Source organism: Pseudomonas sp. NY15356 (genome assembly GCF_048068175.1).
GTDB classification, from domain to species: domain Bacteria; phylum Pseudomonadota; class Gammaproteobacteria; order Pseudomonadales; family Pseudomonadaceae; genus Aquipseudomonas; species Aquipseudomonas putida_K.
This window is the reverse complement of sequence record NZ_JBLUPW010000010.1, coordinates 23,690-49,752: the sequence shown is the minus strand read 5'-3', so window position 1 is coordinate 49,752 and position 26,063 is coordinate 23,690. Positions and strand designations below refer to the sequence as shown.

General features: G+C 65.3%; 30 protein-coding genes and 1 pseudogene. 16 read left to right on the top strand and 15 right to left on the bottom strand.

What is annotated here, in order from left to right; all coding sequences use genetic code 11:
* The 4 genes from ACNFCI_RS10500 to ACNFCI_RS10485 are packed head-to-tail and all read left to right on the top strand — an operon-like array spanning position 1 to position 3,702.
* Complete coding sequence (locus ACNFCI_RS10500) at positions 1–1,329, top strand: iron-containing redox enzyme family protein (protein ID WP_368828910.1); 1,329 nt, start codon at positions 1–3, stop codon at positions 1,327–1,329.
* Positions 1,329–2,282: a methyltransferase gene (locus tag ACNFCI_RS10495; RefSeq protein ID WP_084857770.1), complete on the top strand. Its 954-nt coding sequence runs from the start codon at positions 1,329–1,331 to the stop codon at positions 2,280–2,282. The genes ACNFCI_RS10500 and ACNFCI_RS10495 overlap by 1 nt, the downstream gene beginning before the upstream one ends.
* A 5-nt stretch (positions 2,283–2,287) precedes the next feature.
* Entirely contained in the window at positions 2,288–3,439 is a 1,152-nt protein-coding gene (locus ACNFCI_RS10490) for a carboxylate-amine ligase (RefSeq protein WP_368828911.1), read from the top strand.
* A 29-nt stretch (positions 3,440–3,468) separates the two neighbouring features.
* The gene (locus ACNFCI_RS10485) at positions 3,469–3,702 is read left to right on the top strand and encodes a PLD nuclease N-terminal domain-containing protein (RefSeq protein ID WP_084857773.1); all 234 of its coding nucleotides are present in this window, start codon (positions 3,469–3,471) and stop codon (positions 3,700–3,702) included.
* A gap of 18 nt (positions 3,703–3,720) precedes the next feature.
* Here ACNFCI_RS10485 and ACNFCI_RS10480 read toward each other — a convergent pair whose 3' ends face one another.
* Genes ACNFCI_RS10480 through ACNFCI_RS10470 form a run of 3 tightly spaced genes read right to left on the bottom strand, consistent with a single transcriptional unit; the run spans position 3,721 to position 5,196 of the window.
* Positions 3,721–4,164: a DUF421 domain-containing protein gene (locus ACNFCI_RS10480; protein ID WP_368828912.1), complete on the bottom strand. Its 444-nt coding sequence runs from the start codon at positions 4,162–4,164 to the stop codon at positions 3,721–3,723.
* 8 nt (positions 4,165–4,172) lie between these two features.
* Complete coding sequence (locus ACNFCI_RS10475; RefSeq protein ID WP_368828913.1) at positions 4,173–4,679, bottom strand: hypothetical protein; 507 nt, start codon at positions 4,677–4,679, stop codon at positions 4,173–4,175.
* Between the two features lie 13 nt (positions 4,680–4,692).
* Entirely contained in the window at positions 4,693–5,196 is a 504-nt protein-coding gene (locus tag ACNFCI_RS10470) for a CinA family protein (protein ID WP_084857778.1), read from the bottom strand.
* Between the two features lie 191 nt (positions 5,197–5,387).
* On the opposite strand from ACNFCI_RS10470, the gene ACNFCI_RS10465 reads away from it, so the two are divergent.
* Both ACNFCI_RS10465 and ACNFCI_RS10460 read left to right on the top strand, forming a co-directional pair.
* Positions 5,388–6,293, top strand: coding sequence for an SDR family oxidoreductase (locus tag ACNFCI_RS10465; RefSeq protein ID WP_224455826.1), 906 nt, complete (start codon positions 5,388–5,390; stop codon positions 6,291–6,293).
* Positions 6,294–6,333: 40 nt separating this feature from the next.
* Entirely contained in the window at positions 6,334–7,176 is an 843-nt protein-coding gene (locus tag ACNFCI_RS10460) for a Ku protein (RefSeq protein WP_368828914.1), read from the top strand.
* A gap of 149 nt (positions 7,177–7,325) precedes the next feature.
* Here the strand turns inward: ACNFCI_RS10460 and ACNFCI_RS10455 are convergent, their stop codons facing one another.
* Positions 7,326–7,574, bottom strand: coding sequence for a hypothetical protein (locus ACNFCI_RS10455; RefSeq protein ID WP_084857785.1), 249 nt, complete (start codon positions 7,572–7,574; stop codon positions 7,326–7,328).
* Positions 7,574–10,075: a DNA ligase D gene (gene ligD / locus ACNFCI_RS10450; protein WP_368828915.1), complete on the bottom strand. Its 2,502-nt coding sequence runs from the start codon at positions 10,073–10,075 to the stop codon at positions 7,574–7,576. The genes ACNFCI_RS10455 and ligD overlap by 1 nt, the downstream gene beginning before the upstream one ends.
* 158 nt (positions 10,076–10,233) lie before the next feature.
* Between ligD and ACNFCI_RS10445 the strand changes: the two genes are divergently transcribed.
* On the top strand, positions 10,234–10,710 hold the full coding sequence (locus ACNFCI_RS10445) for a phosphotransferase system, HPr-related protein (protein ID WP_324811843.1): 477 nt from the start codon (positions 10,234–10,236) through the stop codon (positions 10,708–10,710).
* Between the two features lie 2 nt (positions 10,711–10,712).
* Positions 10,713–10,943 (top strand): metallothionein, encoded by a 231-nt coding sequence (locus tag ACNFCI_RS10440; protein ID WP_084857788.1) that lies wholly within the window; start codon positions 10,713–10,715, stop codon positions 10,941–10,943.
* 325 nt (positions 10,944–11,268) lie between these two features.
* Here the strand turns inward: ACNFCI_RS10440 and ACNFCI_RS10435 are convergent, their stop codons facing one another.
* From ACNFCI_RS10435 to ACNFCI_RS10410, 6 genes are all read right to left on the bottom strand, one after another.
* Positions 11,269–11,646, bottom strand: a complete 378-nt coding sequence (locus ACNFCI_RS10435) for a Rho termination factor N-terminal domain-containing protein (protein WP_084857789.1) — start codon at positions 11,644–11,646, stop codon at positions 11,269–11,271.
* An 88-nt stretch (positions 11,647–11,734) separates the two neighbouring features.
* Entirely contained in the window at positions 11,735–12,163 is a 429-nt protein-coding gene (locus ACNFCI_RS10430; RefSeq protein ID WP_084857790.1) for a hypothetical protein, read from the bottom strand.
* A 29-nt stretch (positions 12,164–12,192) separates the two neighbouring features.
* Positions 12,193–13,152 carry a lysylphosphatidylglycerol synthase domain-containing protein gene (locus ACNFCI_RS10425; RefSeq protein WP_084857791.1) on the bottom strand — a complete coding sequence of 320 codons (960 nt, stop codon included), beginning with the start codon at positions 13,150–13,152 and terminating at the stop codon, positions 12,193–12,195.
* On the bottom strand, positions 13,152–14,354 hold the full coding sequence (gene clsB / locus ACNFCI_RS10420) for a cardiolipin synthase ClsB (protein WP_084857792.1): 1,203 nt from the start codon (positions 14,352–14,354) through the stop codon (positions 13,152–13,154). Before clsB ends, ACNFCI_RS10425 begins: the two co-directional genes overlap by 1 nt.
* Complete coding sequence (locus tag ACNFCI_RS10415; RefSeq protein WP_084857793.1) at positions 14,351–15,136, bottom strand: endonuclease/exonuclease/phosphatase family protein; 786 nt, start codon at positions 15,134–15,136, stop codon at positions 14,351–14,353. Before ACNFCI_RS10415 ends, clsB begins: the two co-directional genes overlap by 4 nt.
* Positions 15,133–16,050, bottom strand: a complete 918-nt coding sequence (locus tag ACNFCI_RS10410) for a DUF72 domain-containing protein (protein WP_368828916.1) — start codon at positions 16,048–16,050, stop codon at positions 15,133–15,135. Before ACNFCI_RS10410 ends, ACNFCI_RS10415 begins: the two co-directional genes overlap by 4 nt.
* A gap of 187 nt (positions 16,051–16,237) precedes the next feature.
* On the opposite strand from ACNFCI_RS10410, the gene ACNFCI_RS10405 reads away from it, so the two are divergent.
* The 4 genes from ACNFCI_RS10405 to ACNFCI_RS10390 all read left to right on the top strand — a co-directional run bounded on the left by ACNFCI_RS10405 (position 16,238) and on the right by ACNFCI_RS10390 (position 17,900).
* On the top strand, positions 16,238–16,372 hold the full coding sequence (locus tag ACNFCI_RS10405) for a hypothetical protein (protein WP_263498512.1): 135 nt from the start codon (positions 16,238–16,240) through the stop codon (positions 16,370–16,372).
* A gap of 28 nt (positions 16,373–16,400) precedes the next feature.
* Entirely contained in the window at positions 16,401–16,796 is a 396-nt protein-coding gene (locus ACNFCI_RS10400; protein ID WP_368828917.1) for a low affinity iron permease family protein, read from the top strand.
* A gap of 40 nt (positions 16,797–16,836) precedes the next feature.
* Entirely contained in the window at positions 16,837–17,388 is a 552-nt protein-coding gene (locus tag ACNFCI_RS10395; RefSeq protein ID WP_084857795.1) for an ATP-dependent Clp protease proteolytic subunit, read from the top strand.
* Positions 17,389–17,477: 89 nt separating this feature from the next.
* On the top strand, positions 17,478–17,900 hold the full coding sequence (locus ACNFCI_RS10390) for a hypothetical protein (RefSeq protein WP_368828918.1): 423 nt from the start codon (positions 17,478–17,480) through the stop codon (positions 17,898–17,900).
* 202 nt (positions 17,901–18,102) lie between these two features.
* On the opposite strand, the gene ACNFCI_RS10385 is transcribed toward ACNFCI_RS10390, so the two are convergent.
* Together ACNFCI_RS10385 and ACNFCI_RS10380 are read right to left on the bottom strand one after the other, a co-directional pair.
* On the bottom strand, positions 18,103–18,501 hold the full coding sequence (locus ACNFCI_RS10385) for an NUDIX hydrolase (RefSeq protein WP_368828919.1): 399 nt from the start codon (positions 18,499–18,501) through the stop codon (positions 18,103–18,105).
* Between the two features lie 93 nt (positions 18,502–18,594).
* Positions 18,595–22,737 (bottom strand): CheR family methyltransferase, encoded by a 4,143-nt coding sequence (locus tag ACNFCI_RS10380; protein WP_368828920.1) that lies wholly within the window; start codon positions 22,735–22,737, stop codon positions 18,595–18,597.
* A 383-nt stretch (positions 22,738–23,120) separates the two neighbouring features.
* Here ACNFCI_RS10380 and ACNFCI_RS10375 point away from each other — a divergent pair.
* The 3 genes and pseudogenes from ACNFCI_RS10375 to ACNFCI_RS10365 form a co-directional block, all read left to right on the top strand.
* Positions 23,121–23,276 (top strand): annotated as a pseudogene (locus ACNFCI_RS10375) (general stress protein); the annotation flags it as partial.
* 181 nt (positions 23,277–23,457) lie between these two features.
* Positions 23,458–23,997, top strand: a complete 540-nt coding sequence (locus ACNFCI_RS10370; RefSeq protein ID WP_084857800.1) for a hypothetical protein — start codon at positions 23,458–23,460, stop codon at positions 23,995–23,997.
* Positions 23,998–24,112: 115 nt separating this feature from the next.
* Entirely contained in the window at positions 24,113–24,430 is a 318-nt protein-coding gene (locus tag ACNFCI_RS10365; RefSeq protein ID WP_253249350.1) for a DUF6555 family protein, read from the top strand.
* Between the two features lie 64 nt (positions 24,431–24,494).
* Here ACNFCI_RS10365 and ACNFCI_RS10360 read toward each other — a convergent pair whose 3' ends face one another.
* Together ACNFCI_RS10360 and ACNFCI_RS10355 are read right to left on the bottom strand one after the other, a co-directional pair.
* Positions 24,495–24,674 carry a hypothetical protein gene (locus ACNFCI_RS10360; protein ID WP_084857801.1) on the bottom strand — a complete coding sequence of 60 codons (180 nt, stop codon included), beginning with the start codon at positions 24,672–24,674 and terminating at the stop codon, positions 24,495–24,497.
* Positions 24,675–24,827: 153 nt separating this feature from the next.
* Entirely contained in the window at positions 24,828–24,983 is a 156-nt protein-coding gene (locus ACNFCI_RS10355) for a hypothetical protein (RefSeq protein ID WP_172403026.1), read from the bottom strand.
* Positions 24,984–25,156: 173 nt separating this feature from the next.
* On the opposite strand from ACNFCI_RS10355, the gene ACNFCI_RS10350 reads away from it, so the two are divergent.
* Entirely contained in the window at positions 25,157–26,005 is an 849-nt protein-coding gene (locus ACNFCI_RS10350; RefSeq protein WP_368828921.1) for a LuxR C-terminal-related transcriptional regulator, read from the top strand.
* Positions 26,006–26,063 lie beyond the last annotated feature (58 nt).

Sequence of the window (26,063 nt, the reverse complement as noted above, 5' to 3'; positions counted from 1 at the left end):
ATGACGGTCATGACCCGCAAGGCCGCCCCCGTGGCGCCGGCCTTGGCTGCGAACGACAGCCTGGACCGACGCTACCAGGCCCTGCTGCAAGGCCGCTGCGAAGACAGCGCCCGATGGCTCGCCGAACAACTGGACCGGGCTGACACGCTGCCCGATGACCTGCCCACTTCACCCGCGCAACTGGACGATTGGTCCGCGCGGCATGCCGCCAAGGTCGCCCGTGACCATGCGGCCTATCTGCAGGCGCGGCGCAAAGGGGCGCCGCGCCGCTATTTCGCCAACCGCGCCCAGGCCCTGTGGTTCCTGCAGCAGGTGGCACCGACCAAGGCGGTGGATGGCGCTTGGCTGCAGGGCTTGTTGTCCCAATGGCCCGACCCGCGCTACCACGGGCTGATCCGCACCTACCTGGAAGAACTGGGCGATGGCGACCCGCGCTGCAACCATGTGCTGATCTACCAGCGCCTGCTCAGCCGCCTGGGCTGCCTGGAACCCTTGCCCCTGGCGCCGGAGCGCTACCTGCAAGGGGCCGTGCAGCTGGCCCTCGGGCAGAACACCGACGCGTTCCTGCCCGAGGTGATCGGTTACAACCTAGGCTACGAGCAACCGCCGTTGCACCTGTTGATCACCACCTATGAACTGGCCGAGCTGGGCATCGATGGCCACTACTTCCAGCTGCATGTGACCATCGACAACGCCGCCAGTGGCCATGCCCACAAGGCTATCCAAGCGCTGCGCCAGCTTTGGCCGGCAGACGATGGCGAAGGGTTCTACCAGCGGGTACGGCGCGGCTACCGGCTAAACGACCTGGGCACCGACACCCCACGCCTGATCGCCAGCTTCGACCTCGAGGGCGAACTGCTCGCGGCCTTGGAGCGCAAGCGTGCCTTCGGCCAGATGATGCATTCGGACCACTGCCGCCTGCAGGGGCGCACCGTCAACGACTGGTTGTCCGAGACGGACGCCATGCCGGGCTTTCTCAAGGCCCTGCAGAGCCAGGGCTGGGTGCGCCGGGGCGAAGATCCGGCGCGCAGTCGTCTGTGGAAGCTGATCGAGGGCCCGGCCGCCGCCATGTTCGGCGTATTCAGCGCCTACGAGAAGCAGCTCTGGCACGACTGGATCGCCAATGGCTGGGAGGCACCCAAGCAACCGCGGGTGGCGCCTGGTAGCTGGCAATTGGATGTCGAGCCGGACCACACAGACGGCGAGCGCGCACCGGTGCCCGTGCTGATCGAACGCATGGCCGGCAACGGCCACGCCCTGCCGGAAGGCCTGCGCGCAACCCGCGCCTATATCCAGGCCACCGGGCTTGCCCAGGAGGAACCCCGCTGATGCTGCTCGACGAAGAACAGATCCAGGCCGACGAGGCCCTGCTGCAACTGGGCCGCCGCCTGCACGCCGATGGTTATCGTTTCACCTGCGTGACGCCGGCGACCCATGCCCGCAACAACGCCCGCGAGGGCACCGACCGGGCGCGTACGCTGCGTGATGTGTTCGGCTGGAGCCGGCCGTTCGTACCTTCGCTGATCTCGGCCGACGAGCTTGCGCAGCTGGCCGCAGCGCAGGTGTTGGTCGAGGAGGGCGACTTGCTGCGCAGCACGGTGCGCTGGTCGAGCCTGGACGACCTGTTGCTGGTGCATTCGGCGTTTCCCACCGATGCCAGCGACGCCGTGTTCTTCGGCCCGGACAGCTACCGTTTCGCCCAGGTGATCCATGACCACCTGCAGCGCAGCCCTAACCGCGTCCAGCATGCCGTGGACATCGGGTGCGGCAGCGGTGTCGGCGCACTGCTGATCGCCCGTGCCGCCCAGCATGCCCAGGTCAGTGCGGTGGACATCAACCCGCTGGCCTTGCGCTACACCGCCATCAACGCCGCCCTGGCCGGGGTGGGCAATCTGTCGGTGGAGCCGAGCGATCTGCTCGATGGCATCACCGGCACCTTCGACCTGATCGTCGCCAACCCGCCATACATGCTCGATGCCAGCGAGCGGGTCTACCGTCATGGAGGTGGAGCGCTGGGTGCCGAACTGTCCTTGCGCATCATCGAGCAGGCGCGCGAACGCCTGAGCCCAGGCGGCTCGCTGCTGTTGTACACGGGCGTCGCGATCGTCGAGGGCCGGGACGCGCTGCTCGAGGCCATTCGCCTGCGCCTGGCCGGGCCGCAGTGGAGCTGGGTGTACCGCGAAGTGGACCCGGACGTGTTCGGCGAACAGCTGCTCGAGCCGGGCTATGAGCGGGTCGAGCGCATCGCTGCGGTGGCGTTGACCGTCACCCGTAACGCGTGACGGCCATGTACCGGCCCTGCACCTTCGGCATCGAGGAAGAATACTTGCTGGTGGACCTTGTCAGTGGCCGGGTGTTGGCCACGCCTTCCCTGGGGGTAGCCCGACGTTGCCGGGAGATCATGGGCCCGTATTTCGCCGAGGAGATGTTTCGCAGCCAGATCGAAGTCGCCTCGCCGGTGTTCGGCAACCTGCACGAGGCGCGCCAGTTCCTGGCGGGCAGTCGCCAGCGCCTGGGCGAAGCGCTGGCCCAGGAAGGCGTCGGCCTGTATTGCGCCGCCAGCCACCCCAGTGCCCAATGGCTGCGCCAACGGGCCAGGACCACGCCGCACTACCGCCAGGTGTTCGACGACTACCAGCACGTGGCCCGGCGCAGCCTGTTGTCCGGCTTGCATGTCCATGTCGGTGTACCGCCGGGGTGCGATCGCATCCAATTGATCAACCAGGTGCTGTACTGGCTGCCGTTGTTCCTGCTGTTGAGCACGTCGTCGCCGTTCTGGGGCGGACACTGCACCGGCTACATGAGCTACCGGCGGGTGATCTGTGCCGAGTGGCCGCACATGGAACTGCCTGAGCCATTGGCCGACTGGGGGGCCTACGAGCGTTACCGAGCGTTGCTGGAGCGTACAGGGGCGTTGGCCAAGGAGGGCGACTTCTGGTGGGCGATCCGCCCGTCCCGACGCTTCCCTACCGTGGAATTGCGCATCTGCGATGCCTGCCCGCGCCTGGAGGACGTGCTGTGCATCGCCGGGCTGTTCCGCCACCTGGTGGAAAGCTGCCTGGCCCAGCGCCATGCCCCGGACCCGATCACCCGGGAGATGCGCTGGATCACCCAGGAGAACTACTGGCGCGCCAAGCGCCATGGCCGGCATGGGCAATACATCGGTGTTCACGAACAGGCGCCGGTCACCGCCGAAGGCTGGCTGGCGCAGCTGCAGGGCCGGTACCCGGCCACCACGGTGGATGCCGAACGCGCCTTCATCCAGGCTCAGCGCATCCTGCGCGAGGGCACCAGCGCCGACCACCAGCTCGACTGCCTGGCGCAGGCCCGCGGCGCCGGACTCGACGCACGCCAGGCGTTGCGCGCGGTAATCGAGCAGGTGCTGGCCCAAGGGCGCGGCAGCGAGCCGTTGCCTGTTTTGGCCCAAGGGCAAGCCTGAACCCATTCGTATTCGAGGAGGTACCCGCCATGGGCGACTTGATGATCTACTTCTGGATAGCGGTCGCGGCAATCATCCTGTTGCTGGACCTATGGGCCATCGTCAGTGTGTTCCGCAGTGACAAACGTGACAGCACCAAGATCCTCTGGGCCTTGCTGCTGGTGATCTTCCCGGTGATCGGGCTGGTCATCTGGGGCCTGTTCGGCCCCCGGGGCATCAAGCCTGGCACCGGGCCTACATCATCGGAGCACAGCAAGGGTTGAGTCGCCCCCATCGCGGGGTCACGCTTCCTTGATGATCGAGATCTTGCCGTTGCGTTCCACGATCGCATAGCGGATCTGCTCCACCGACTCGACCCCCTGGCTGTCGCGCGCCGACTCGAGGATATCGTCCTCGGTCAGGCGCGCCTTGCGCATGCGCCCATGCAGGAATCGCCCGTGCTCCACCACCAGCGTTGCATGGCCGTCCAGCACCCGGGCCAGCCGCCGGGATTTCAACTTGGCCAGCGACAACCCCACGTCCAGCACGATCAGCGTGGCGATCACCAGCATGGCGTTGACGAACGAGAAGTCCTCGCCCAGCAAGGCTTGCTGGGTCGCTTCGCCGATGATCATCAGCAACACGAAGTCGAAGGTGGTCAGATCGCCCAGCGAACGCCGGCCAGCGATGCGGAACAACAGCATCAGGGCGACGTACATGGCTGCGGCGCGAAGGATTGAATCCATGTCGGCTCCTAGGGGTAGACGAAGCTGGAAAAACGCACTGCGCTGTTCGGGCCTGCACGTACCACGCCTTCGAGCGGGCCGGGCGCATCGGCTCGCAGTGTCAGGTAGAGCGTGGCCTGGCCATCGCCGCCGGTGCCCAGCTGCAGCTGCAAGGCCCGGCCCTGGGACAGCGATGCCAGCGGCTGGGGCTGCATCGTCTCGATGCTGGCCTCGCTGAACAGCGAGCCGCCGAGTATCACCGTCACCGGCCCATCGCCGCTGCCACGCACGCTGATGCGCATGCTGTCCATGGCGCCGGCGCGGTTGAAGCGCTGGTACTCGACCTTGACCCGGCCGTCGGTGCTGGTCACCTCGCTACGGCTGAGCGGGCCATTGCCGAACAGCCCTGCCAAGGCCAGCAATACCAGCAGCACGAGCATGTACCAGCCCACCCGCTCGAAACGCCAGACCCGACGTTGCATGGGCATGTCTTCCTGCACCGGCTGGTTTCGCGACAGCTGTTCATCGTCGGTCATGGGTAGCGCTCCTTCAGGCCCGCTCACCACGCAGCCAGCGCTCGTGGTAGTGACGCAGGCGGGTCAGTCCGTACAGCGCGGCCTGGCGCAATACCTCGGCGCGATCGCCGAAGAAGCGCTGGCTGCGGGTGAAGACCGCGATCGGTTCGCCATCGAAGGCCCAGGCGAAGCACAAGGTGCCCGGGGCGACGCCGTCGGTGCCGTCCGGGCCGGCCACGCCGGTGGTGGCGATGGCCACATTGGCGGTGCTGTCCTTGAGCGCGCCGAGGGCCATTTCCCAGGCGACTGCTTCGCTGGTCAGCCCATAGCGCTCGATGGTCGCCGAGCTGACCCCCAGCAGGCGCTGCTTGGCCTTGGGCGAGTACACCACGTAGCCGCTCTCCAACGTCTCGCCAAGCCCTGGGTGCTCAGCCAGCAGGGCGACCATGCGCCCGGCGGTGCAGGACTCGGCCGTGGTCAGGACCAGGTCATGGGCTTTGAGGTAGTCCAGGACATCCTGGATGGGATCGTCTTGCATCGGGTGCGCCTCGTTCGGGCCTTTTGCGATGGACGCCCGGCCAAGGCCAATGGTTCAGCCGGCCTTCACCGACCACCCGTCGGCAAGCCCGGCGGGCCGGGCAAACCTTCGTTTGCCAGGCGATCTCGAACGCTTAGGTGCCCCTCGTGGGCCGAGCCGTTCGTAGAAATGCCAAGTCAAGGAGGCACGCCATGCCCAATAAACCCCGTGACCAGTTCAGCATGCAGAACCCGCTGACCCAGTATCCACACCCGCCGTTTCCCGACCAGACCCAGGCGCCACCGGGCCTCGATGCGAACATGCAGCCCAAGCCCGACCATGGCGAAGACAGCTACAAGGGCTTTGGCCGCCTGGCCGGGCGCAAGGCGCTGATCACCGGCGCCGACTCGGGAATAGGCCGTGCCGTGGCCATCGCCTTCGCCCGCGAGGGGGCCGACATCGCGCTCAACTATATGCCCATGGAGCAGGCCGATGCCCGTGAGGTGATCAAGCTGATCGAGGCCGAAGGGCGCCAGGCGATTGCCATTCCCGGCGACCTGAAGGACGAAGTGTTCTGCAAGGAGCTGGTCGACCAGGCCCATGAGCAACTCGGCGGCCTGGACATCCTGGTCAACGTGGCCGGCAAGCAAGAGGCGCGCAAGGACATCGGCCAGATCAGCCACGAGCAGTTCGACCATACCCTCAAGACCAACGTCTATGCGCTGTTCTGGCTGTGCCAGGCGGCCGTACCGCTGATGCCGGCCGGTGCGACCATCATCAACACCGCGTCCATCCAGTCCTACCAGCCTTCGGCGACGCTGCTCGACTATGCCACCACCAAGGCCGCCATCGTCGCCTTCACCAAGGCGCTGGCCAAGCAGGTGGTCGAGCGCGGCATCCGCGTCAACGCCGTAGCCCCGGGGCCGATCTGGACGGTGCTGCAGCCCAGCGGCGGCCAGCCGCCGGAGAAGATTCCCGAGTTCGGCTCGCAGTCGCCGATGAAGCGCCCGGGACAGCCGGCCGAGTGTGCACCGCTGTACGTGCTGCTGGCGTCCCAGGAGTCCAGCTATATCACCGGCGAGGTGTTCGGTGTCACCGGTGGCAATCCGCTGCCTTAGGGCAGGGGGGCCTTCAATGTACGAATGGTAGGAGCAAGCCATGGCCCGGGCAATCTGGAAAGGCGCGATCAGTTTCGGTCTGGTGCACATCCCCGTGAGCCTCAACACGGCCGTGCGCACCGAGCGTGTAGATTTCGACTGGCTCGACAAGCGCAGCATGGAGCCGGTGGGCTACAAGCGGGTGAACAAGGTCACCGGCAAGGAAATCGACAAGGAAAACATCGTCAAGGGCGTGGAATACGAGAAAGGGCACTACGTGATCATCAGCGAGGAGGAGATCCGCAACGCCCGCCCGGAGGCGACCCAGACCATCGATATCTTCTCCTTCGTCGAGGCCACCGACATCCCTTTGCAGCATTTCGACACCCCGTACTACCTGAGCCCGGATCGGCGCGGCGGCAAGGTCTATGCGTTGCTGCGCGAGACGCTGCAGAGCACTGGCAAGGTGGCCCTGGCGACGGTGGTATTGCATACCCGCCAGCACCTGGCGCTGCTGCGCCCGTTGGACGACGCCCTGGTGATGATCACCCTGCGCTGGCCCGAGGAAGTGCGTGGGCTCGAAACCCTGGAGCTGGACAAGAGCGTGACCGACGCCAAGGTGGACAAGCGCGAGCTGGACATGGCCAAGCGCCTGGTCGAGGACATGAGCGGGCCCTGGACGCCAGAGGACTACCACGACGCCTTCCGCCAGACGATTCTCGACCTGGTCGAGGAAAAGGCCAGCAAGGGCAAGATCAGTGTGGTCGAGAAAGGCGAAGGTGCCACGGAGAAAGGCGCCGATATCATCGACCTCACCGAACTGCTCAAGCGCAGCCTAGGCGGCAAGAAAGCGGCACCGCAGAAGAAGCCGACCAAACGTCCGCGCAAGGCATCGGGCGGTTAGCGCGGGCTCGGTAGGAGCGGCCTCGCGCCGCGAAAGGGCCGCAAAGCGGCCCCAGGGGCTGAGTGGAGGAGCAAGATCACTGGGGCTGCTCTGCATCCGGTTCGCGGCACAAGGCCGCTCCTACACGGATCTTGCAACCAAGCCATCGCTCATGGGCTCGGTTGCGCCGGGGTGTTCTTCTTGAAACCACGCAGGTTCATCGCACACAGGCAGAACTGCAGGATGATCAAGGCCCAGGCCTGCACCTGCCAGCCCCAGATCACCCACAGCACATTGCTGCTGATGAAGCAGCAGAAGCCGGCGCGGCGTCTTCGTGGCTGGCGTGAGCCGATGCACCAGGCCGCCAGCACCGTCAGCAGCATGGCCGGCCATTGCAACAGGTCGATCACGCTCCCCATCAGCCCATCCCCATCTGCTTGCGCATGCGTGCGGTGATCGACTGGCGGGTCTTGGCAAGGTCGGCCCATGGGTCTTCCACCTCGGCCAGCCGCTCGGCCAGGTTGCCGATATGCCATTGGTTGGCACCCTTGAGCTGGGTCAGTTCCTCGCGCCAGATCGGTACCGAGACCGGCAGCCCTTCGCGGGCGCGCAACGAATAGGCGCTGACCGTTGTAGCCCCCTTGCCGTTGCGCAGGTAGTCGATGAAGATCCGCCCGACCCGGTTCTTCGGGCCGGACACTGCGCTCAGGCGGTCGGGGAACAACCCGGCCAGGTAGTTGACGATGGCATGGCTGAAGTCCTTGACCTCGTCCCACCCGGCCCGCCGGGTCAGCGGCACCACCAGGTGGATGCCCTTGCCGCCGCTGGTCTTGAGAAACACCTTCAGGCCTAGCTCGTCGAGCAGGGTGAGGGTCAACTGGGTGGCCTCGAGCATGGCCTTCCACGGCAGCGCCGGGTCTGGGTCCAGGTCCAGGACGAAGCGGTCGGGCTTGTCGAAGTCCTTGTCGGTGCCGTTCCAGGTGTGCAGCTCGAGCATGTTCATCTGCACCGCGCCCAGCAGGCTTTCGGCGTTGTTGAGCACCATCGCCGCCTGGCCGGCCTCGGCCTTGCTGTAGCTGACCACCTTGGGGATGTGCAGTTGCCCGGCGTTCTTCTGGAAGAACAGCTCGCCGCCCAGGCCGTCCGGCGCGCGCACCAGGGCGACCGGGCGGTCCTTGAGTTGCGGCAGGATCCAGCGGGCGACCTGGGCGTAGTACTCGGCCACCTGGCGCTTGGTCACGCCGCTGGTGGCGTCGATCACCCGATCGGGGTGGGTCAGGCGCAGCTCGCCGAGCTCGGCGGCCTGGGCCTTGGTGCCGGGCGTGGACAAGCGGGTCTTGGGCATGGCGCGCTCCAGGTCGATGGCGGTGGCCGGTTTGTCGTCACGCAGGCCATGGAACACCGAATGGCGTACCACGCCGTCGCGGGTCATCTGGGCATAGGCGACCTCGGCCAGCAGTTGCGGCTTGAGCCAATGCACGCCACGGGCTTCGGCCCCGGTCGGCGGCTTGGCCAGGGCCGGCTCGGGCACTTCCAGGGGTTTCAGCCGCGCATGGATGCTGTCCAGGGTGGTGGCGCTGAAACCCGTGCCGACCTTGCCGGCATAGTGCAACTGGCCGCTGTCGTTGTCGTGTAGCGCCAGCAGCAGGGCGCCGAAGCCATTGCGGCTGCCCTTGGGGTCGGTGTAGCCGACGATCACGAACTCCTGGCGCTGCTTGCACTTGAGCTTGACCCAGTCGCTGCTGCGCCGGCCTACGTAGGGGCTGTCGGCGCGCTTGCCGATCAGGCCTTCGAGTTGCAGCTGGCAGGCGCTGTCGAGCAGCGAATCGACGGGTTGGTCGAAGTCGGCGGAGAACCGCACCTGTTCCGACTCGCGCCCCTCGAGCAGCTGGCGCAATGTCTCGCGGCGGTCTTGCAGCGGAACCTGGCGCAGGTCCTGCCCGCCGAGGAAGGGCAGGTCGAACAGGTAGTAGACGATGTGCTCGTCATGGGCGGTGTCGAAGGCGTTCTGCAGGGCCTGGAAGTCGGCCATGCCGTTTTCGCCGGCGACCACCACTTCGCCATCGAGCCAGGCGGACCCGAGCTTGAGCGCGCGCAGGGCCTGGACCTGGTGAGGCATCTTCTCGCTCCAGTCATGGCCGTTGCGGGTGAACAGGCGTACGTCTTCGCCGTCGATACGGGCGAGGATGCGGTAGCCGTCGAACTTGACCTCATAGCGCCAGTCCCCGGCCGGGGGCGAGTCGACCAGCGTGGCCAGCTGCGGCTGCAGGTGTTCGGGCAGTTCGGCTTTCTTCCCGGCGCTGGCACGTGGACGGGCGGCGGGGCGCTTGGCCGGCTTGGCGCTGGCCTTGGCCCGGCGCGGCACCAGGGTCCGCTCGCTGAGCACGCTGTCGGGTTGGGCCTGGACGATGCTGTACTCGGCCTCGCTACGCGCCTCACTGTCCTGGGACTTGACCAGCATCCACTGCTCCTTCTTGCCGGCCAGGTGGGTGCGGAACAGGTTCCAGGTTCCGGAGAGCTTTTCGCCCTGCAGGCGAAAGCGCAGCTTCCCCTTGGCGTAGCCGGCATGGGGGTCGCCTTCGGGCTCCCAGATACCACGGTCCCAGACGATCACATCGCCTGCACCGTAATGCCCTTCGGGGATGTGGCCTTCGAAGTCGGCGTAGTCCAGCGGGTGGTCCTCGACGTGCACGGCCAGGCGCCGGACCTTCGGGTCCAGGGAAGGGCCCTTGGGAATCGCCCAGCTCTTGAGGGTGCCATCGAGCTCCAGGCGGAAATCGTAATGCAGGTGGCTGGCGTCGTGTTTCTGGATGCAGTACTGCAGCGCATGGGCGGCCTGGCCTCGCCGGCGCGTGCCGGACGGTTCGGGCGTGGCGTTGAAGTCGCGTTTGCGCTGGTACTCCTGCAGGGGCTTGGCCATGACGGGCTCCGGGACGGTACGCGGGTCTCTAGAGGTGGGAGGGAGCCGCACCGGGCAGAGTTCAAAATTTCCGCCTGCGGGCGCCATCGGGCAGAAACTCTGAATCATTGCCCAGCCGTGGGAGTCGACCGCATGAACCCACCTGACGGAGAGCCGTGATGCCCCAGCCAGACGACCCGAAAACCAGGCCCCAGGTCGACATCGACGATACCGAGGACCGTATGGGCAGCGTGCATGAATTGGACTTCAGCGAGCGTCAAGACGAGCGCGAGGGCCGCGCCGGTGATGAACGCCCAGCCCAGGAAGTGGCCCAGGAGTACCCCCCTCGGCGGGTGGCAGAAAGTGGCATGAGTGGCGGCGAAGCCTTGAGCGACAGCCTGCACGAAGACAACGTCACCCTCGATGACCTGAGCCCGGACACCCTCTATGACCAGACCGGTGCCCGCGACCCCCATGAACCCGGTGGCGCGGGCGGCCCGGCGGACAAGACCCTGCGCCGTGTCGAGGAGCGCGAGATCGGCGGTGGCATCGGCCTCGATGAAGCCGAGCTGGCTCGCTCCGCGCCGCTCGATGGCGAGCCGTGGACCGACGAGGTGTCGCCGGTCGACCCCGATGACGATGAACGAAGGAGCTGACCATGACCGAGCAACGTTGTGCCTGTAACCACTGTGCCTGCACTGTCGACGCCAATGCCGTGCTGCAGGATGACAAGGCCTACTGCTGCGAAGCCTGCGCCACTGGCCACCGCAACGGCGAGCCGTGCCGCATGGCCGGCTGCAATTGCGCCGAGATGGTGCAGCCCAAGGAGAGTAATGTGGACAATGCGCTGGACGAAACCTTCCCGGCGAGCGATCCGATTTCGCCTTGAGGCGCTGTCGCACAGAGAGCAAGAGGCCAGTGCTGCCTGTAGGATCGAGCGCCGCCCGCGCGGCGCATCGCGAGCTGCGCTCGCTCCTACGTTTGTTTACGGCCAGTAACGCCTGTGACAGGCGCGCGCGACCGCCTGGTGCGTACGTCACAATATCGCGTCATGCTCCAAGGCGTCCGCGCGAAAATCCCACAGGCATAATTGGCCCGAAACAAACGTAGGAGCGAGCGCAGCTCGCGATGCGCCGCGCGGGCGGCGCTCGATCTGACAGGCACCGAAGCGCTTTAAGTGAACGCATTACGCTCCACAGGGGTTTACACCGATATCAAGCCGCCTTGCGCAGCGCCTCGATCAGCTCGCCTTTGCGCATGGTCGAGCGCCCGGAGATATTGCGCTTGCGCGCGCGGTCCAGCAGTTCGGTCTTGGTCATGTCCTCCAGCCGTTGCCCTGGCCGGGGCACGCCGCGGCGGGTGGCGGCGGCGCGCTTGGCCGAGGATTCGCGAGCCTTTTCCTTGGCCTGGGGGCTCTTCTTCTGCCCCGAGCCACCTTTGCGCTCGCCACCGCCGGACTGTTTGTTGACCGTGGCCCAGGCGCGGGACTCGGCTTCGTCCTTGGACACGCCCTTGGCCTCGTAGCTCTCCTCGATGTGCTCGGCCTTGCGTTTCTGCTTGTCGGTGTACTTGTCTTTGTCTCCACGTGGCATGACGGTTCTCTCCTTTGCAGTGAAAAACAACGCGTCTACTACGGGGGAGCCCAGCCGGATGCCGACGTTCCTAAGCTGCGACCGGCGGTCAGTGCGTCTGCCAGATGCCATCCTTGCGTTCGCAGTCGGCACGTGCCTGGGCCAGGCTTGGGGTGTCGTAGTAGTACGTGATCACCCGCGCATCCTTGGGCACGGCGGGCTTGGTCGAAGGTTCGTCGCGGCCGGCGGCATTGGGGTTGGCGAGCGACTCCTGGGTCAGCGGCGCGATGCAACTGCCGACGCTGCCATCGGCGCAGCGGGCTACCTTGTGTTTCTGCGTGCTGATCATGTCCTTGCTTTCGTTGCTGCACGACCAGGCGATGGCCTCGGCGGGCATGTTGCCGTAGCTGTAGCAGGTCCGCCGCTCCACGGGCTTGACCGCGTCGCTGGAGGAGCGGGTGAGCACTTCGCAGGCCTCGGCCAGCGCCTGGGTACTGGCCAGGCTGCCGAGCAACAACAGCAGGATGGAAAAACGCATCGGACACCTCCCGGCCGTGGCGGCCTTCGTCAGGTCTTGCGCATTGCGGCCTTGCCACGCCGGCGCATGGCCCTGGCACGTTTCTCCAGGACCAGGTAAACCAGCAGGGCCAGCAGCAAGGGAATCAGGTAGTACAGGGTACGGTAGCCCAACAGCGCGGCCACCAGGCTGCCCTGGCCGATCTGGCCGTGGAGCAGGGCGAGGAACACCGCCTCGAGCACGCCGAGCCCGGCGGGAATATGCGCCACCACACCGGCCACGCAACTGATCAGCAGAATGCCGAGGATCGACGGGTAGAACAGCTCATGGGGCAGCAGCCAGTGGATCAGTGCTGCCATCAATGCCCAGTTGGCCGCGCCCAGGGCCACCTGGCACAGCGCCAGGCGCAGCGAGGGCAGGGTGAGCTCGTGTCCCCGCAGGCTCCAGGTGCGACGCTTGGCGAAGGCGCAGGCCAGTAGGTAGCCCAGGGCGAGCGCCAGCAGCAGCACACCGATCAAGCGCAGGCCAGTGGCGCCCACCGCCCAGTTGTTGGGCATCTCGACCAGGCCCAGGGCGAACACCGTTCCCGCCAGCAGCATATAGCCCACCCAGTTGGTCAGAAGGCCCAGGGTGAGGATACGGGTGATGGTCGGTGTATCCAGGCCCAGGCGTCCGTACAGCCGGTAGCGCAAGGCCACACCGCCCACCCAGGTGGTGAAATTGAGATTGAAGGCGTAGCACACGAACGCAACCGGCAGTACCTGGCGAGCCGGCAGGTGGTGGCCGGTATAGGCGCGGCCGAGCAGGTCGTAGCTGGCGAAGGTCAGGTAGCTGGCGAACGCCAGCACCAGGCCGATGGCCAGGGTACCGGGCTTGTAGGCCAGCAACGACTGGCGCACCTCGTTCCAGTCCAGGTTGCGCGCCAGCAGGTACAGCAAGGTCGGGATCAGCACCAGGAACAACAGGGTCATCAGGCGTTTGCCCCAGGTGCGCCAAGGCGTGTGCTCCATCAGGTCTTGCCCTCGTGATAGGCCTGGGTCTCCTGTTCGCCGGGGCACAGCGACTGCAGGACCTGGCGGTGGGCGGGGAACCAGCCAGCGATCCGCGGGAAGTGGCGAATCACGTGGAAGCACAGGAAGATCAGCGGCGCCCGCCACCAATAGCCTCGCACCATGCGCTCCAGGGTGACGGCCTTGCAGTGTTCGTTGGCCAGTTCGTTCAGGTGCTGGTACAGCGTCTGGTTGAAAGCGCGGTCGCGGATCAGCAGGTTGGCTTCCAGGTTGAACGACAGGCTCAAGGGGTCGAGGTTGCTCGAGCCGACCGTGGCCCATTGGTCGTCCACCAATGCGACCTTGCCGTGCAGCGGGCGTTGGCAGTACTCATGGATGCGCACGCCATCGCGCAGCAGGTAGTTGTACAGCAGCCGCGACAGAGCCCGGACCCAGCGCATGTCCGGCTGCCCCTGGAGGATCAGCACCACCTCCACGCCCCGGCGCGCGGCGTTGCGCAGTTCGCGCATCAGGCGGTAACCGGGGAAGAAGTAGGCGTTGGCCACCACGATGCGCTGACGGGCCAGGCGAAAACCTTCCAGGTAGTAGGCTTCGATGTCGTTGCGGTGGCGGCCGTTGTCACGCTCCACCAGCACCGCGCAGGCCGAGCCGCTGGGCTCGGTCACCGGGCGCACCTGGCTGGGCGGCTCCAGCACCGGCGCCAGCAGCCGGCGGCTGGTGGCGTGCACCTGGGCCACCACCGGCCCGCGTACCTCCACGGCATAGTCCTGCTTGGCCATGGGGCCGAAGTCGCCCAGGTGGTCGGCGCTGTAGTTGATGCCGCCAATGAACGCAAGCTCGCCGTCGATCACCACGATCTTGCGGTGCAAGCGCCGGAACAGGTTGGTGCGCATGCCCACCAGGCGCGGCTGTGGATCGAAGGCGTGGAAGCGGATACCGGCTTCGGTCATGGCCGAAATGAAGGCATCCGGCAGGTCGGCGGTACCGTAGCCGTCGGCGGCCACTTCGACCCGCACGCCACGCCGGGCGGCATCGATCAGTACCTGTTGCAGCTGCTGGCCGACCTTGTCGTCGTAGATGATGAAGGTCTCGAGCAGGATCTCTTCACGTGCCCGGGCCATGGCCTCGAACACGCGTGGGTAGTACTGCTCGCCATTGATCAGCAACTGCACATGGTTGCCTTCCACCCAAGGCCGGTTCATAGGCTGATCTCCGCCGCCAGCGGTGCATGGTCGGACAGGTGCGACCACGGGTATTTGGACAGCACCTGGACCCTGCCGGGCATGGCGTTGCGCAGGTAGATGCGGTCCAGGCGCAGCAAGGGCAGGCGCGCCGGAAAGCTGCGCGCCGGTGTGCCCAGGCGTTCGCCGAAGGCCTCGACCAGGCGCTCGGACAGCACCGCGTCGGCCTTGAGCCGCCAGTCATTGAAATCGCCGGCGACAATGACCGGTGCATCGGTCGGCAGGCTGTCGAGCAGTTCCAGCAGCAAGCGGACCTGGGCCTGGCGGTGCGCTTCACGTAGGCCCAGGTGCACGCACACCGCATGCAACTGGTCGTGGCCTGGCACTTCCAGGCGGCAATGCAGCAGGCCGCGTTGTTCGTTGCCGGCAATCGAGACATCGAGGTTGTGGTATTCGGCGATAGGGAATTTCGAGAGCAGGGCATTGCCATGGTCGCCGTGGGGGTAGACCGCGTTGCGACCGTAGGCGAACTGTGGCCACATGGTGTCGGCGAGGAACTCGTACTGCGGCGTCTGTGGCCAGGCCGGATGACGCTGCGCGTGCATCTGGTGGCTGCCATGAACCTCCTGGAGGAACACCAGGTCCGCGCCGGTGGCCCGAACCGCCTCGCGCAGCTCGGGCAGGATGAAGCGCCGGTTGAACAGGGTGAAGCCCTTGTGCACGTTGATCGTCAGCACATTCAGACGGTGCACCGCAGTGATCTTGTCGATGATGCATCGGGGAGCTGGCATGGTCTTGTTCACAATTCGACCTCCGGTTCCACCCCAGGCTCGGTGACCAGCTCGCCGGCGAGGTTCAGTTTTTCCAGCAGGCGACGGGCATCGTAGGGTGCGTGGACTTTCTGGTCATTGTCGAAGTAGCAGTAGACGTCCCGCGAGGCGCGCTCGTGCGGCGCACGCTGGACGATCAGTTCGGCGTCGTCGGGTTGGCCGCCCTGGCTCCAGGCCAGGATGCGTTCCTTCCAGCGGCGCAGGGCGCGGGCGGTGTAGCCGCTGCTGTAGAGCTCGACGTCGCCATGCAGGCGCATGTAGATGAAGTCGGCGGTGACATCCTCCACATAGGGCCACTTGCCGGCGCTGTCGGCCACCACCAGCGCGACCTTGTGCTTGCGCAGCAGCTCGACGAATTCGGCACACCGGAAGCTCTCGTGGCGGATCTCCATGGCATGGCGCAAAGGCGCGTTGCCGTCGATATCGGTGCCGCCGTTGCCCCGTAGGCGTTCGGCACAGTGCTCGGCCAAGGCCCGGGCAGTGACACGGTCATGGGGTAGGCGTTCGAGAAAGTCGGCGAAACGTGCCGCGTCGAACTTCATGCTGGGCGGGAACTGCCAGAGCACCGGGCCCAGCTTGTGGCCCAGCTGCAACGGGCCGGAGGCGAAGAAGTTGGCCAGGGGCTCCTCGATGTCCTTGAGCCTTCTCACATGGGTGATGTAGCGCGGCGCCTTGACCGAGAACACGAAGTCGTCCGGCGTTGCGTCGCGCCACTGGCAATAGCGCTGCGGCGTCTGCAGGGCATAGAACGAGCCATTGATCTCGATGCTGTTGACCGCCCGCGAGGCGAACGCCAGTTCGTCGTCCTGGCGCAGCCCCTTGGGGTAGAAATCCTTGCGCCAGGGGCCATAGCGCCAACCGGAAATGCCTATACGGATATCACTCACGTTGCCGTCCTTCGTTCGTGATGGGTTGCAGGTCTGTCCTTGAATTGCGACTCGACGCAGGCGGTGAGGGTTCAGGAAGTTTGACGAGTGGAGCGGGGCATCGTTTTTGAACTTTGCCGCCGCCGGCGATTCCACCGCATGCCAGGGGAGGATTTGGCCCGCCTGGCATTGGCAGAGGAACCGAACCATGAACACCGACACCGATTTCGAAGAACTGAACGCGCAACCGCAGGCCAGTGAGAAGCCCGAGGATGACCCAGAGGTCCTGCCCGACGACCCTGACCTGCAAGGCTTGCCTGGCGAGGACAAGCTGCCGGGCTGATGCCGGGTGGCTGAGGAGGACTGCCGGCATGAAATTCGACCGTTTCGCCCACTGGCTGGCCAAATGGGCTGGCCGACCGCTGACTTTCGCCATCGCCCTGTTGCTGATCGTGGCCTGGGCCGTGAGCGGGCCGTTGTTCGACTTCAACGACACCTGGCAACTGGTGATCAACACCTCGACCACCATCATCACCTTCCTGATGGTGTTCCTGATCCAGAACACCCAGAACCGCGACAACGACGTGCTGCACATCAAGATCGACGAGCTGCTGCGCACCACGCGCAAGGCGCATAAAGCGCTGTTGGCCCTGGAGGACATGGATTCGGCCCAGCTGCATGCCTTGCGCAAGCAGTACCAGCGCATGGGCGAAAAGGACAAGAACGGCAACGGCGCGCCACCGGACGCCGTCGAGCAATCCGATTGACGTTTCACTGGAATGATTTCCGCCAACCTTGGAGGCAAGCATGGCCAGACACATCATTCACTTCACCGGGCCGATCAACTCGTCCACCTGCGGCAACCTGATCAGCACCAGCGCCCGGGCCCTGCAACAGGGTGCCGAGGTCTTGCAGATCAATATCGCCACCATGGGCGGGGAGTGCAGCTACGGGTTCACCCTGTACAACTTCCTGCGCTCGCTGCCGGTACAGGTGCATACCCATAACCTGGGCACGGTGGAGTCCATGGGCAATATCCTGTTCCTGGCGGGCGAGCACCGTACGGCCTGCGCGTTGAGCAAATTCTTGTTCCACCCGTTCCACTGGACCTTGCACGGCTCGGTGGACCATTCACGCATGGCCGAATATGCGATGAGCCTGGACTACGACCTGCGCCTGTATGCCCAGATAGTGGCCGAGCGCACCGAAGGGGCCTCCGAGGTGTTGGACGTGCCGCGCTATCTGATGGCCTATCCGCGCATCCTCGGTGCCAAGGAAGCGCTGGAAAGTGGGATGATCCATGCCATCGACGAGATGCCCATCGAGGCGGATGCTTGCCAGCACAGTGTGCATGCGTGAGGTAAGGGGCGGCGAGACTTGCAGCTTTTCCTACAGACCATGCGATACGGATCCTTAACATGGGGAGGACATTTCAAGGAGATGTCCCTATGTATCGCAAAAGTCTGTGTGTGTTGTTTGCCCTGGTCGCTCCGGCCGTAGCAATGGCTTCCAGCTGTGACGTGCCTTTGGACTTGAACCAGCGACAGATGATCAACCTGAGCGACCCGCTGTATCAGCCCAGCAATCCCAATGCCGGTCGTATGGTGAAGGTCGATTTCGGGCGTGAACGCTATACGCTGGAGGTGTTGGGTACCGATATCAAAATGGAAGGCAAGTACGAATACAGGAACATCCAGCGTGGCCTGGGTGAGATCGACATGACCGAACGGCATCCAGACGGTAGTGCCACCTATACCCTGACGCTCAAGTGTCTCACGGACCAGTCGGGGATGTTCCTCTACACCCAGCACGATGGCCCGGTAGAGCCAGCCCAGCGCCAGAACAGCGGCCGCTGGACCCTGCTGCCCTGATCACCAAGCTGTAGGTGTGGGCTTGCCCGCGATCAGGGGCCAAGCCCTTGCATGGCACCGCGCTACCAGGGCCGGCCCATCGCAGGCTGTCGCCAGCTCCCACGAAGCGAGCGGCGCCTGGGCCATATTTATACGGCTGAGAAGTATTAAACCAACCTAGGGCACTTTGAGCTTGTCCAGCACCATAGCACCTCCCAAAAAGTCACCGCACCGACGCGGCCAGGGTCTGGTCGCAGGCGAGCAATGACCGGATCAGCAGCTTGATCTCATCCTTGATCGCCGGCACCCGGTCGAGGTGTTCGAAACGGCAGTCGGCGATCTCATGGCAGGCAGCGGGCTGGGGCTCATCGGCGAACAGGGCCTCGAACACGTAATGCACGCGCTGGGGCGATTCATAGCGCATCAGGAAGGTCAGGTCCTGGGCCTTGAGCCCGGTTTCCTCGAGCAACTCTCGCTCGGCAGCCTGGGCCGGCGTCTCGCCGGGCTCGATCTTGCCGCCGGGCAGGGTCCATGGTGCCTTGGGCTTTCTCACCCACAGCCATTTGCGGGTCTTCCTGCCGTGACGACAGATCACAGTGGCGCGGTGCTTGACGGACTTCATGCAGGCTCCAGGCAAAATCCAGTGGTCCTGCTGGATTTGGCCCGGAAAAGCGCCTGGAGGTTGAGTCGGATGCGTCAACACCCGGATGAGCGGTCAGTAGGGCTGGGAGCCGCTCAATGCCTCGATGGCCTCGACCAGTTCGTCGTAGGCGACGGGCTTGTTCAAATGGCGATCGAAACCCGATTGCCGTGACTTGTACTGGTCGGCACTGGCACCGTAGCCGGTCAGGGCGATGGCGGGGATGGTGCTCAGGTGCGGGCTTTCCCGCAGCGCCTTGATCAGGGCATGGCCGTCCATGACCGGCATGCCGATATCCGAGAGGATGATGTCGTACTCGCTGCCTGCAGCGGCTTGCAGGGCTGCGCGCGGGTCGCTGAAAGCGTGTACCTGGGCACCTTCCATTTCCAGCAACTGCTGCATGATCTCCAGCACGTCGGGAGCGTCATCGACCAGCAGCACCCGAATGCCCTCGAGCCGCCCGTCGCTGCCCTGATCACCGGCGTCGCGTCGCAACTGCTGGCTGGGGTCGCACAGCGGCAGGCGAACGATGAAGGTGCAGCCCTTGCCGAGCCCAGGCGAGCTGGCCTGGACAGTACCGCCATGGGCCTGGACCAGTTGGCGCACCAGCGACAGCCCGATCCCCAGCCCTTCACGGCTGTGGCTGGCCAGTTGCGGGGCGGCCTGGGTGAACAGGTCGAAGATGTTTTCCAGGCTTTCCTCGCTCAGGCCCACGCCCTGGTCGATCACGTGCAGCAGGGCCTGTTCGCCCTGACGGCCCAGCACCAGGCGGATCTGGCTGCCGGCGGGGCTGAACTTCAGTGCATTGTTGAGCAGGTTCCAGATGATCTGTTCCAGGCGGGTGATATCGCCCTCGATGTACAGCGGCTGGCCGTCGGCAGACAGCTCCAGTACCACATCGCACGGGTGCTGCTCGCTGCGCACCACGGCGTGGATGTCGCGCAGGATCGCGCACAGGTCTACGGGCTCGGTCTTGAGCTTGAGCTTGCCGGTACGAATGCGCGCCACATCGAGCAGGTCGTCGATGATCCGTGCCTGGCTGGCCACGGCCTCGCAGATGGTGCCGACCGCCTTGCTGGCGGCGGTGGCGTTCTTCACCACCGGCAGGCGCCGGAGGATCTCGGCGTTGAGCTGGATCAGGTTCAGTGGGTGCTTGAGCTCATGGGACATGATGGCGAAGAACTCATCCTTCATGTGGCTGCTGCTCTGGGACTCGGCCAGTTGCTTGGATTGTTCGTCATGCAGGCGCTTGTGCCCGGTCAGGTCACGGGCGATCTTCACGTAGCCGCGCAGGCTGCTGCCCTTGAGCAATGACACCTCGCCGCTGCAATAGAACCGGCTGCCGTCCTTGCGCACGTGCCAGCGCTCGTCCTGGCCCCGGCCGTTGAGGCGGGCACCGCGCAGCTCGCGAGCAGGCACGCCGTCCTTGCGGTCTTCCTCGGTGAAGATCAGCTCGTAGTTGCGTCCGATTACCTCGGCCTTGGTGTAGCCGAAGATCAGTGTGGCGCCGGTGTTCCAGTCGGTCACCAGGCCTTGTTCGTCGAGCAGGATGATGGCGAACTCGTGGGTGCTCTCGGCCACCAGGCGCATGCGCTCCTCGCCCAGGCGCAGGCGCTCCTCCACGGCGCGGCCCTTGCTGATGTCGATGAAGGTCAGCACGGTGCCGTCGATCTTCTGCTCGCTGGCACGGTATGGCAGCAGGCGGGCCAGGTACCAGCGCTGGTTCTCGCCTCCGACCTCGCGCTCGATGGTGGTCTCGCCCTGGGCCACCGCGCGGGCATCGTCGGCCAGCTCCGGGTAGTCCAGGCGGTGGGTGATGTCGAGCAGGGAGCGGCCGGTATCGACCGGCAGCATGTTGAAGATGTCGGTGGCGCGTGGGGTGAACCAGCGGATATGCAGGTTGCGGTCGACGAACACCGTGGCGATGGCAGTGGAGGCGATCAGGTTGCTCAGGTAGTCGTTGACCTTGTCGGTTTCCTCCACTTTGTTCTTGAGCTCGTAGTTGACCGTGAGCAGTTCCTCGTTGATCGACTGCAGCTCTTCCTTGCTGGTTTCCAGCTCTTCGCTGGCCGAGCGCAGCTCCTCGTTGATCGCCTGCATTTCCTCGTTGGAGGCGGTCAGCTCTTCGCTGGAGATCTCTGACTGCTCGATGGTTTCCTGCAGTTGCAGGCGGGTGCGCTGCAATTCGCGTTCGAGGTTGGCCAGCACCATGCTGTCGGTTTGGCGGATACCGCCGGTAGGCATCAGGGAAGGGTCAGGTATGCGCTCCTCGAACACCACCAGCAGGCATTCGCTGCCACTGGGTTCGTCTTTGTGCGGCTGGACCACGATTTCGACCTGCACCTTATGCTCGCCTTCGCCGAGGTCGACCGGGCGCGAGGTGACCGCCTGGGCGCCCTGGCGTGCCTGGAACAGGGTGCTGCGCAGCGACAGACGCAGGGCGGGCAGCACCAGGTTGATCAGGTTGCGGCTCGGCTCGCCGCCCACCAGGTGCAGGAAGCGCCCGACGCCTTCGCTCATGTGCAGGATGTTGCCATCACCATCGACGATCAGGCTCGGTGGCGTACGCCGGGCCAGGGCGCGGTGGTGCACCTCGGCGTAGGAGGGCTTGCGGCCGGGGCGGGCCTTGGTGCGGTTGTCGGGCTGGGTGGCGAGCAGCTCCGTGCCCGGCAGTTGGCGCCCTGGCATGCGGTTGGCGGGGCTCGCCGGGCGGGCACGGAAGATACGGTTGCGCTTGTCGACCGGGGCGAACAGCTCGTTGCCGAGGTCGGCCGATTCGGACGACCCCAGGAACAGATGGCCACCCGGGCGCAGGGCGAAATGGAACATCTGCAGGATGTCCTGCTGCACCTCGCGATCGAGGTAGATCAGCAGGTTGCGGCAGACGATCAGGTCGATCTGGGAGAACGGCGGGTCGGAGAGCAGGTTGTGCCGGGCGAACAGCACCTTCTCGCGGATTTCCTTGCGCACCCGGTAGTGCTGGTCTTCCTTGACGAAGAACTGGCGCAGACGCGCCGGCGGCACGTCGGTGACGATGGCCTCCGAATAGCTGCCGGTGCGGGCGGTGGCGATGGCCCGTTCGTCCAGGTCGGTGGCAAATACCTGCACCTTGGCCTCGCGTCGCTCCACGGCCAGTTGCTCGCACACCAGCATGGCCAGGCTGTAGGCCTCTTCGCCGGTGGAGCAGCCCGCCGACCAGATACGGATCTCGCCCGGCCCGTCGCCGCTTTCGCCGTCGCTGACCAGCTCCGGCAGTACATGGCGTTCCAGTGCCTCGAACGCCTCCCGGTCGCGGAAGAAGTTGGTCACGCCGATGAGCATGTCGGCCAGCAGCGCCGCGGACTCCTCGCGGTGCTGCTCCAGGTAGCGGTAATAGGCGGCGAGGTCTGCCTGGCCCGTGACATGCAGGCGCCGCTCGATGCGGCGCAACACGGTGGCGCGCTTGTAGTGCTGGAAATCATGGCCGGTGTTGGTGCGCAGCAGCAGGAGGATTTCCTCCAGCAAGGGTTCGGCATGGCGCGGGTCGCCCCTGCGGGTACCGAGTGCTGGCGGCAGGCTGTCGTCCTCGATCTGCGGCAGCTTGACCTGGCGGGCGTTGTGCCAGAGTTCCAGCAGTTTCTGCGGCATCTCGGCGGCCGGCAGCACCATGTCGACCATGCCGGTCTCCAGGGCCGCGCGTGGCATGCTGTCGTACAACGCATCGTCCGGCGACTGCACCAGGGTCACGCCGCCTTGCTCCTTGATCCGCGAAAGGCCCACGGCGCCATCGGCCCCGGTGCCGGACAGCACCACGCAGAAGGCATGGTCCTTGTGCACGTCGGCCAGGTCGCGGAAGAACAGGTCGATGGCCACATGGTCGCCCCGGCGGCGGTTGGCCGGGCTGACCCGCAGGTAGCCGTCGTTGGTGGACAAGCGGTTGGCCGGGGAAATCACGTAGACGTGGTTGCGCTCGATCGGCACCGGTTCGCTGACTTGTTGCACCGGCATGGCGGTGGTTTCCTGGATGATCCGGTCGGCCACGCTCTGGTGGTCGGGCGACAGGTGCAGGACCACCACGAAGGCCATGTCGCAATCGGCAGGCATCTGCCGGAAAAAGGTGCAGATGGCTTCCAGCCCGCCGGCCGATGCGCCGATGCCCACCACCGGAAATGCCAGGTGGCTCGGGCTCAGCGCCGGGTTGTGTGGCGAGGCGAGGGTAGGCTTGGAGGACGACTTCATGGGACGCAGCCTTGTGCAGACCTAAAGGTGGCCCATCGAAGCATCGCCGGGCATCTGTGAAGCCCGATTATAGGCAGGCGATGGGCCTGGCGGCGAGCGATGACGAGCCTGTCGAGCTATGACCTCGGCAGCCTGCGGCAGTGCAAAAAACTTGCGCGGGCGGCTGTGGTACGCCAGCCGCTGGCGCGCAATCTTTTCCCTGCTGGAGTGTTTCGCGCCACTCGTCAGCGGTGGCCCAGATCGATTGAGCAGTTGGCGCTGCGACCTGTTCGGAACTACTGCACGGTGCAATTGCGTGCAAAGCCAATCCACTCGCAAGGAGAAATGACATGGCTCGTGACCAAGAGCAATCCGGACAACGTGGCGGCACCAAGGAAACCAACCCAGGCAATTTCGCCAACGACCGCGAAAAAGCCTCCCGCGCCGGCCACAAGGGCGGCCAGAATTCCGGGGGTAACTTCGCCAACGACCGTGAACGCGCTTCCGAGGCAGGCCGCAAGGGCGGCCAGCACAGCCACGGCGGCGGGCGCAACCAGTGAATGCGCGCATTCGCTGAAGCCCGGTGCTGACGCTGCCGGGCGCCGACCCCAGGCAGGTGGCCAGCGGCCGCCTGTCTGGGGTCGTTCCTGTTTCATCACGCAGAGCGAAGCATGCGCGTATCGAGGCGCAGGGTGATCCTGGTGCCCGACGCGCGGGTTTGCATCAGGCGTTGGAGGGGCAATGACGCGAAGAATCCTCACCTCGGTCAACAGCCAGGACCTGCACCCGCCGGAGCAAGGGCAGATGTTTGCAACGCCCCGGGAGCGCCTGGAGTTCTATCGCCGGGAGATCCAGTACGAAACCAGTATCCTGGCCAACCGCACCGATGCCTACCTGTCGGCGCAGTCGTTCCTGGTGATTGCCTTCGCCTCGTGCATGGCCAACCTCAACCCGAAGTGGGGGGCACCGTTCACCCTGGTGGTGCCGGCGTTCCTGGCCTTGCTCGGGGTGCTCAGCTCGCTCAATGCCTGGCCGGGAATCCGTGCGGCCTACGGCATCATCGACCATTGGTACTTCAAGCAGAGCCAACTGCTGAGCAGCGAACCGAGCATGGGCATGGCCTACGACGACTGGCCGTTGTTCTGCGAAACCGAGTCGACCCGGCACGGCCATCGCAAGTCGCTGATGTTCTCGATGCGAACGCCCTGGTTGTTCCTGGTTTTCTGGGTATTGCTGGGCGGCTATTGCCTGTTCATCCAGCTCGATCCGGCAGGGGCCTAGGTAGGTGGCCCATGGGCATCAGGCCATTCATTCAAATTGTTCGACAATCTTTTGAATCTTCACGGAAAACCCCAATCAATCAGAAAGTCATCCATGGCGAAAAGGAGGCCCCAAGATGCCAACCCCACAGTTGTACATCATCGACTACCGGCTGCACGGCCAGCCGCGCAGTTTCATCATTCGTCTGGAACGCATGGACAATGCCGAGGCCTGGCATTGGGCCAGCTGTGATGCTGGGGTCGGGATCATTCCGAAGTTCGGACGGGAGAAGATCAGGAAGGTGAGTCGGCCGATGGCGGAGCGCTATGGTGTGACCGACGTCAATTGGCGGCTTTCTGGCAGCGGGCCGGCCTTCGTGCCGACCACCGGTGAGGGCGTGACGCAGGCCGCCGTGCCGGGTGACCCACCTGGCAGCGAAGCGGTAACGGCCTGAAGCGGGCCTTGCGGGGCAAGCGGATTCTCCTGGCTGAAGGGGAAGCCGCTTGCCCCGCAGCTGTTCAGGCGCCGGACTCCGGGTCGCTGGCCGGTACGCCCGGGCGATTGCCGTCATCCTCGATGCTGGGGTCGGTGTCCGGGTCGTCGGCGCGGTCGTTGCGTTGGTCTGGCTGCACGTTCGGGTCGAGCTCCGGCCAGTCGTCCTGGACGTTGCCGCCGCCCATCTGCAGGAAGTCGTACATGGTGTGGCCTCCACGGGTTCGGAAAAAGGGCCCGCCGGCGGCGGGCCGAACACAGGAGTGAGAGCAGGGCCATCGGCCACGTCTCATGAATTCAGATCCAGCTCCGGTGATGGGAAATCCATCGGCGCGGGGGCAGGGGCGACCAACGGTCGCTCAGCCGTCCGACTGCTCTTCTGGCGGCACCTGGCCTTCAGGCCAGTCGGGCGCCTGTTTTTCCGGCTGTGGTACCTGTTCCCCAGGGTCATGGGGGATTTCGTCCACGTAGGGGTCGGGGTGCACGGGGTTCACGGGCTGCTTGGGGTCGGCCATGGCCAGTCTCCTCCAGGGTTGGCTTGCCTGGCATTAGGCTGGTGAGGGTGACCGGTCGTTCATTCCCGTTCGGGCCACGGCCTCACCCCGAAGGGTGATGGTCGCCCTGGCGATCGCATGAAACAATCCTGCCCAGCGACAACATAAGAACAACCCTGGCGGGGACCCACGACATGAGCAAAGACCGGCTGAAATCGCCCGACTGGTACGCGCAGATGGCCCGAGTCATCGAGGCCATCGGCACACCGGGCTTCGTCGAGGCACTGTTCGCCGCGCTCAACTGCCTGGCCCGGAGCCAGGCCATCACGGTGTTCCTGTACCCACGCAAGGGCCTGCCCTCGGCACTGTTCGCAAACGACGAAGAGGGGCCCTGGCTGCCCGAGGGCAACGTGCAGAAGTACCTCGAAGGCTACTACCTGCTGTGCCCGTTCTACCGCGCCTGCATGGAGGGCATCACCCCTGGCTGCTACCGGTTGAGCGACGTCGCCCCCGACCATTTCAAGCGCAGCGAGTACTACCTGTCGTTCTACCAGCACGCGCACCTCGAAGACGAACTCAACTACATCGTCCCGCTCGATACCCAGCTGACCATCGCCGTAGCCCTGGGCAGCACCCGCAGGCTGAATGCTACGCAGGTCGCCGACCTCAAGCGCATCGCGCCCTGGGTGGTGGCGGTGGTCCGCCGGCATTGGGGGCAGCTGGATGCCGACAGCCTCGGCGGGCGCTTCGAAAGTGCCCTGGGGCGGCAGATCAATGCTGCGTTGAACAATTTCGGCTCGTCGCTGTTGACCGAGCGCGAATGCCGTATCGCCCAGGACCTGTTGCGCGGCCACTCGACCCGCTCCCTGGCCGAACGCCTGGGCATCAGCGAGGACACGGTCAAGACCCACCGCAAGAACCTCTACACCAAGCTGGACATTGCCAAGCAGTCCGAGCTGTTCTCCTTGTTCATCGACTCCCTGGCCCAGGCCCAGGAAGGCCTGAGCAAGGACCCGCTGGAAAGCTACCTGCGAAGGCGCTGACCCAGCTACCCGCGCCACCCCATTGCCAACCATAACCATCGGCCGCCGCAGCGGCCGT

Coding starts and splice junctions, on each gene's coding strand:
- ACNFCI_RS10500 (WP_368828910.1), top strand. CDS start 1: ATGACGGTCATGACCCGCAAGGCCGCCCCCGTGGCGCCGGCCTTGGCT.
- ACNFCI_RS10495 (WP_084857770.1), top strand. CDS start 1,329: ATGCTGCTCGACGAAGAACAGATCCAGGCCGACGAGGCCCTGCTGCAA.
- ACNFCI_RS10490 (WP_368828911.1), top strand. CDS start 2,288: ATGTACCGGCCCTGCACCTTCGGCATCGAGGAAGAATACTTGCTGGTG.
- ACNFCI_RS10485 (WP_084857773.1), top strand. CDS start 3,469: ATGGGCGACTTGATGATCTACTTCTGGATAGCGGTCGCGGCAATCATC.
- ACNFCI_RS10480 (WP_368828912.1), bottom strand. CDS start 4,164: ATGGATTCAATCCTTCGCGCCGCAGCCATGTACGTCGCCCTGATGCTG.
- ACNFCI_RS10475 (WP_368828913.1), bottom strand. CDS start 4,679: ATGACCGACGATGAACAGCTGTCGCGAAACCAGCCGGTGCAGGAAGAC.
- ACNFCI_RS10470 (WP_084857778.1), bottom strand. CDS start 5,196: ATGCAAGACGATCCCATCCAGGATGTCCTGGACTACCTCAAAGCCCAT.
- ACNFCI_RS10465 (WP_224455826.1), top strand. CDS start 5,388: ATGCCCAATAAACCCCGTGACCAGTTCAGCATGCAGAACCCGCTGACC.
- ACNFCI_RS10460 (WP_368828914.1), top strand. CDS start 6,334: ATGGCCCGGGCAATCTGGAAAGGCGCGATCAGTTTCGGTCTGGTGCAC.
- ACNFCI_RS10455 (WP_084857785.1), bottom strand. CDS start 7,574: ATGGGGAGCGTGATCGACCTGTTGCAATGGCCGGCCATGCTGCTGACG.
- ligD (WP_368828915.1), bottom strand. CDS start 10,075: ATGGCCAAGCCCCTGCAGGAGTACCAGCGCAAACGCGACTTCAACGCC.
- ACNFCI_RS10445 (WP_324811843.1), top strand. CDS start 10,234: ATGCCCCAGCCAGACGACCCGAAAACCAGGCCCCAGGTCGACATCGAC.
- ACNFCI_RS10440 (WP_084857788.1), top strand. CDS start 10,713: ATGACCGAGCAACGTTGTGCCTGTAACCACTGTGCCTGCACTGTCGAC.
- ACNFCI_RS10435 (WP_084857789.1), bottom strand. CDS start 11,646: ATGCCACGTGGAGACAAAGACAAGTACACCGACAAGCAGAAACGCAAG.
- ACNFCI_RS10430 (WP_084857790.1), bottom strand. CDS start 12,163: ATGCGTTTTTCCATCCTGCTGTTGTTGCTCGGCAGCCTGGCCAGTACC.
- ACNFCI_RS10425 (WP_084857791.1), bottom strand. CDS start 13,152: ATGGAGCACACGCCTTGGCGCACCTGGGGCAAACGCCTGATGACCCTG.
- clsB (WP_084857792.1), bottom strand. CDS start 14,354: ATGAACCGGCCTTGGGTGGAAGGCAACCATGTGCAGTTGCTGATCAAT.
- ACNFCI_RS10405 (WP_263498512.1), top strand. CDS start 16,238: ATGAACACCGACACCGATTTCGAAGAACTGAACGCGCAACCGCAGGCC.
- ACNFCI_RS10400 (WP_368828917.1), top strand. CDS start 16,401: ATGAAATTCGACCGTTTCGCCCACTGGCTGGCCAAATGGGCTGGCCGA.
- ACNFCI_RS10395 (WP_084857795.1), top strand. CDS start 16,837: ATGGCCAGACACATCATTCACTTCACCGGGCCGATCAACTCGTCCACC.
- ACNFCI_RS10390 (WP_368828918.1), top strand. CDS start 17,478: ATGTATCGCAAAAGTCTGTGTGTGTTGTTTGCCCTGGTCGCTCCGGCC.
- ACNFCI_RS10385 (WP_368828919.1), bottom strand. CDS start 18,501: ATGAAGTCCGTCAAGCACCGCGCCACTGTGATCTGTCGTCACGGCAGG.
- ACNFCI_RS10380 (WP_368828920.1), bottom strand. CDS start 22,737: ATGAAGTCGTCCTCCAAGCCTACCCTCGCCTCGCCACACAACCCGGCG.
- ACNFCI_RS10370 (WP_084857800.1), top strand. CDS start 23,458: ATGACGCGAAGAATCCTCACCTCGGTCAACAGCCAGGACCTGCACCCG.
- ACNFCI_RS10365 (WP_253249350.1), top strand. CDS start 24,113: ATGCCAACCCCACAGTTGTACATCATCGACTACCGGCTGCACGGCCAG.
- ACNFCI_RS10360 (WP_084857801.1), bottom strand. CDS start 24,674: ATGTACGACTTCCTGCAGATGGGCGGCGGCAACGTCCAGGACGACTGG.
- ACNFCI_RS10355 (WP_172403026.1), bottom strand. CDS start 24,983: ATGGCCGACCCCAAGCAGCCCGTGAACCCCGTGCACCCCGACCCCTAC.
- ACNFCI_RS10350 (WP_368828921.1), top strand. CDS start 25,157: ATGAGCAAAGACCGGCTGAAATCGCCCGACTGGTACGCGCAGATGGCC.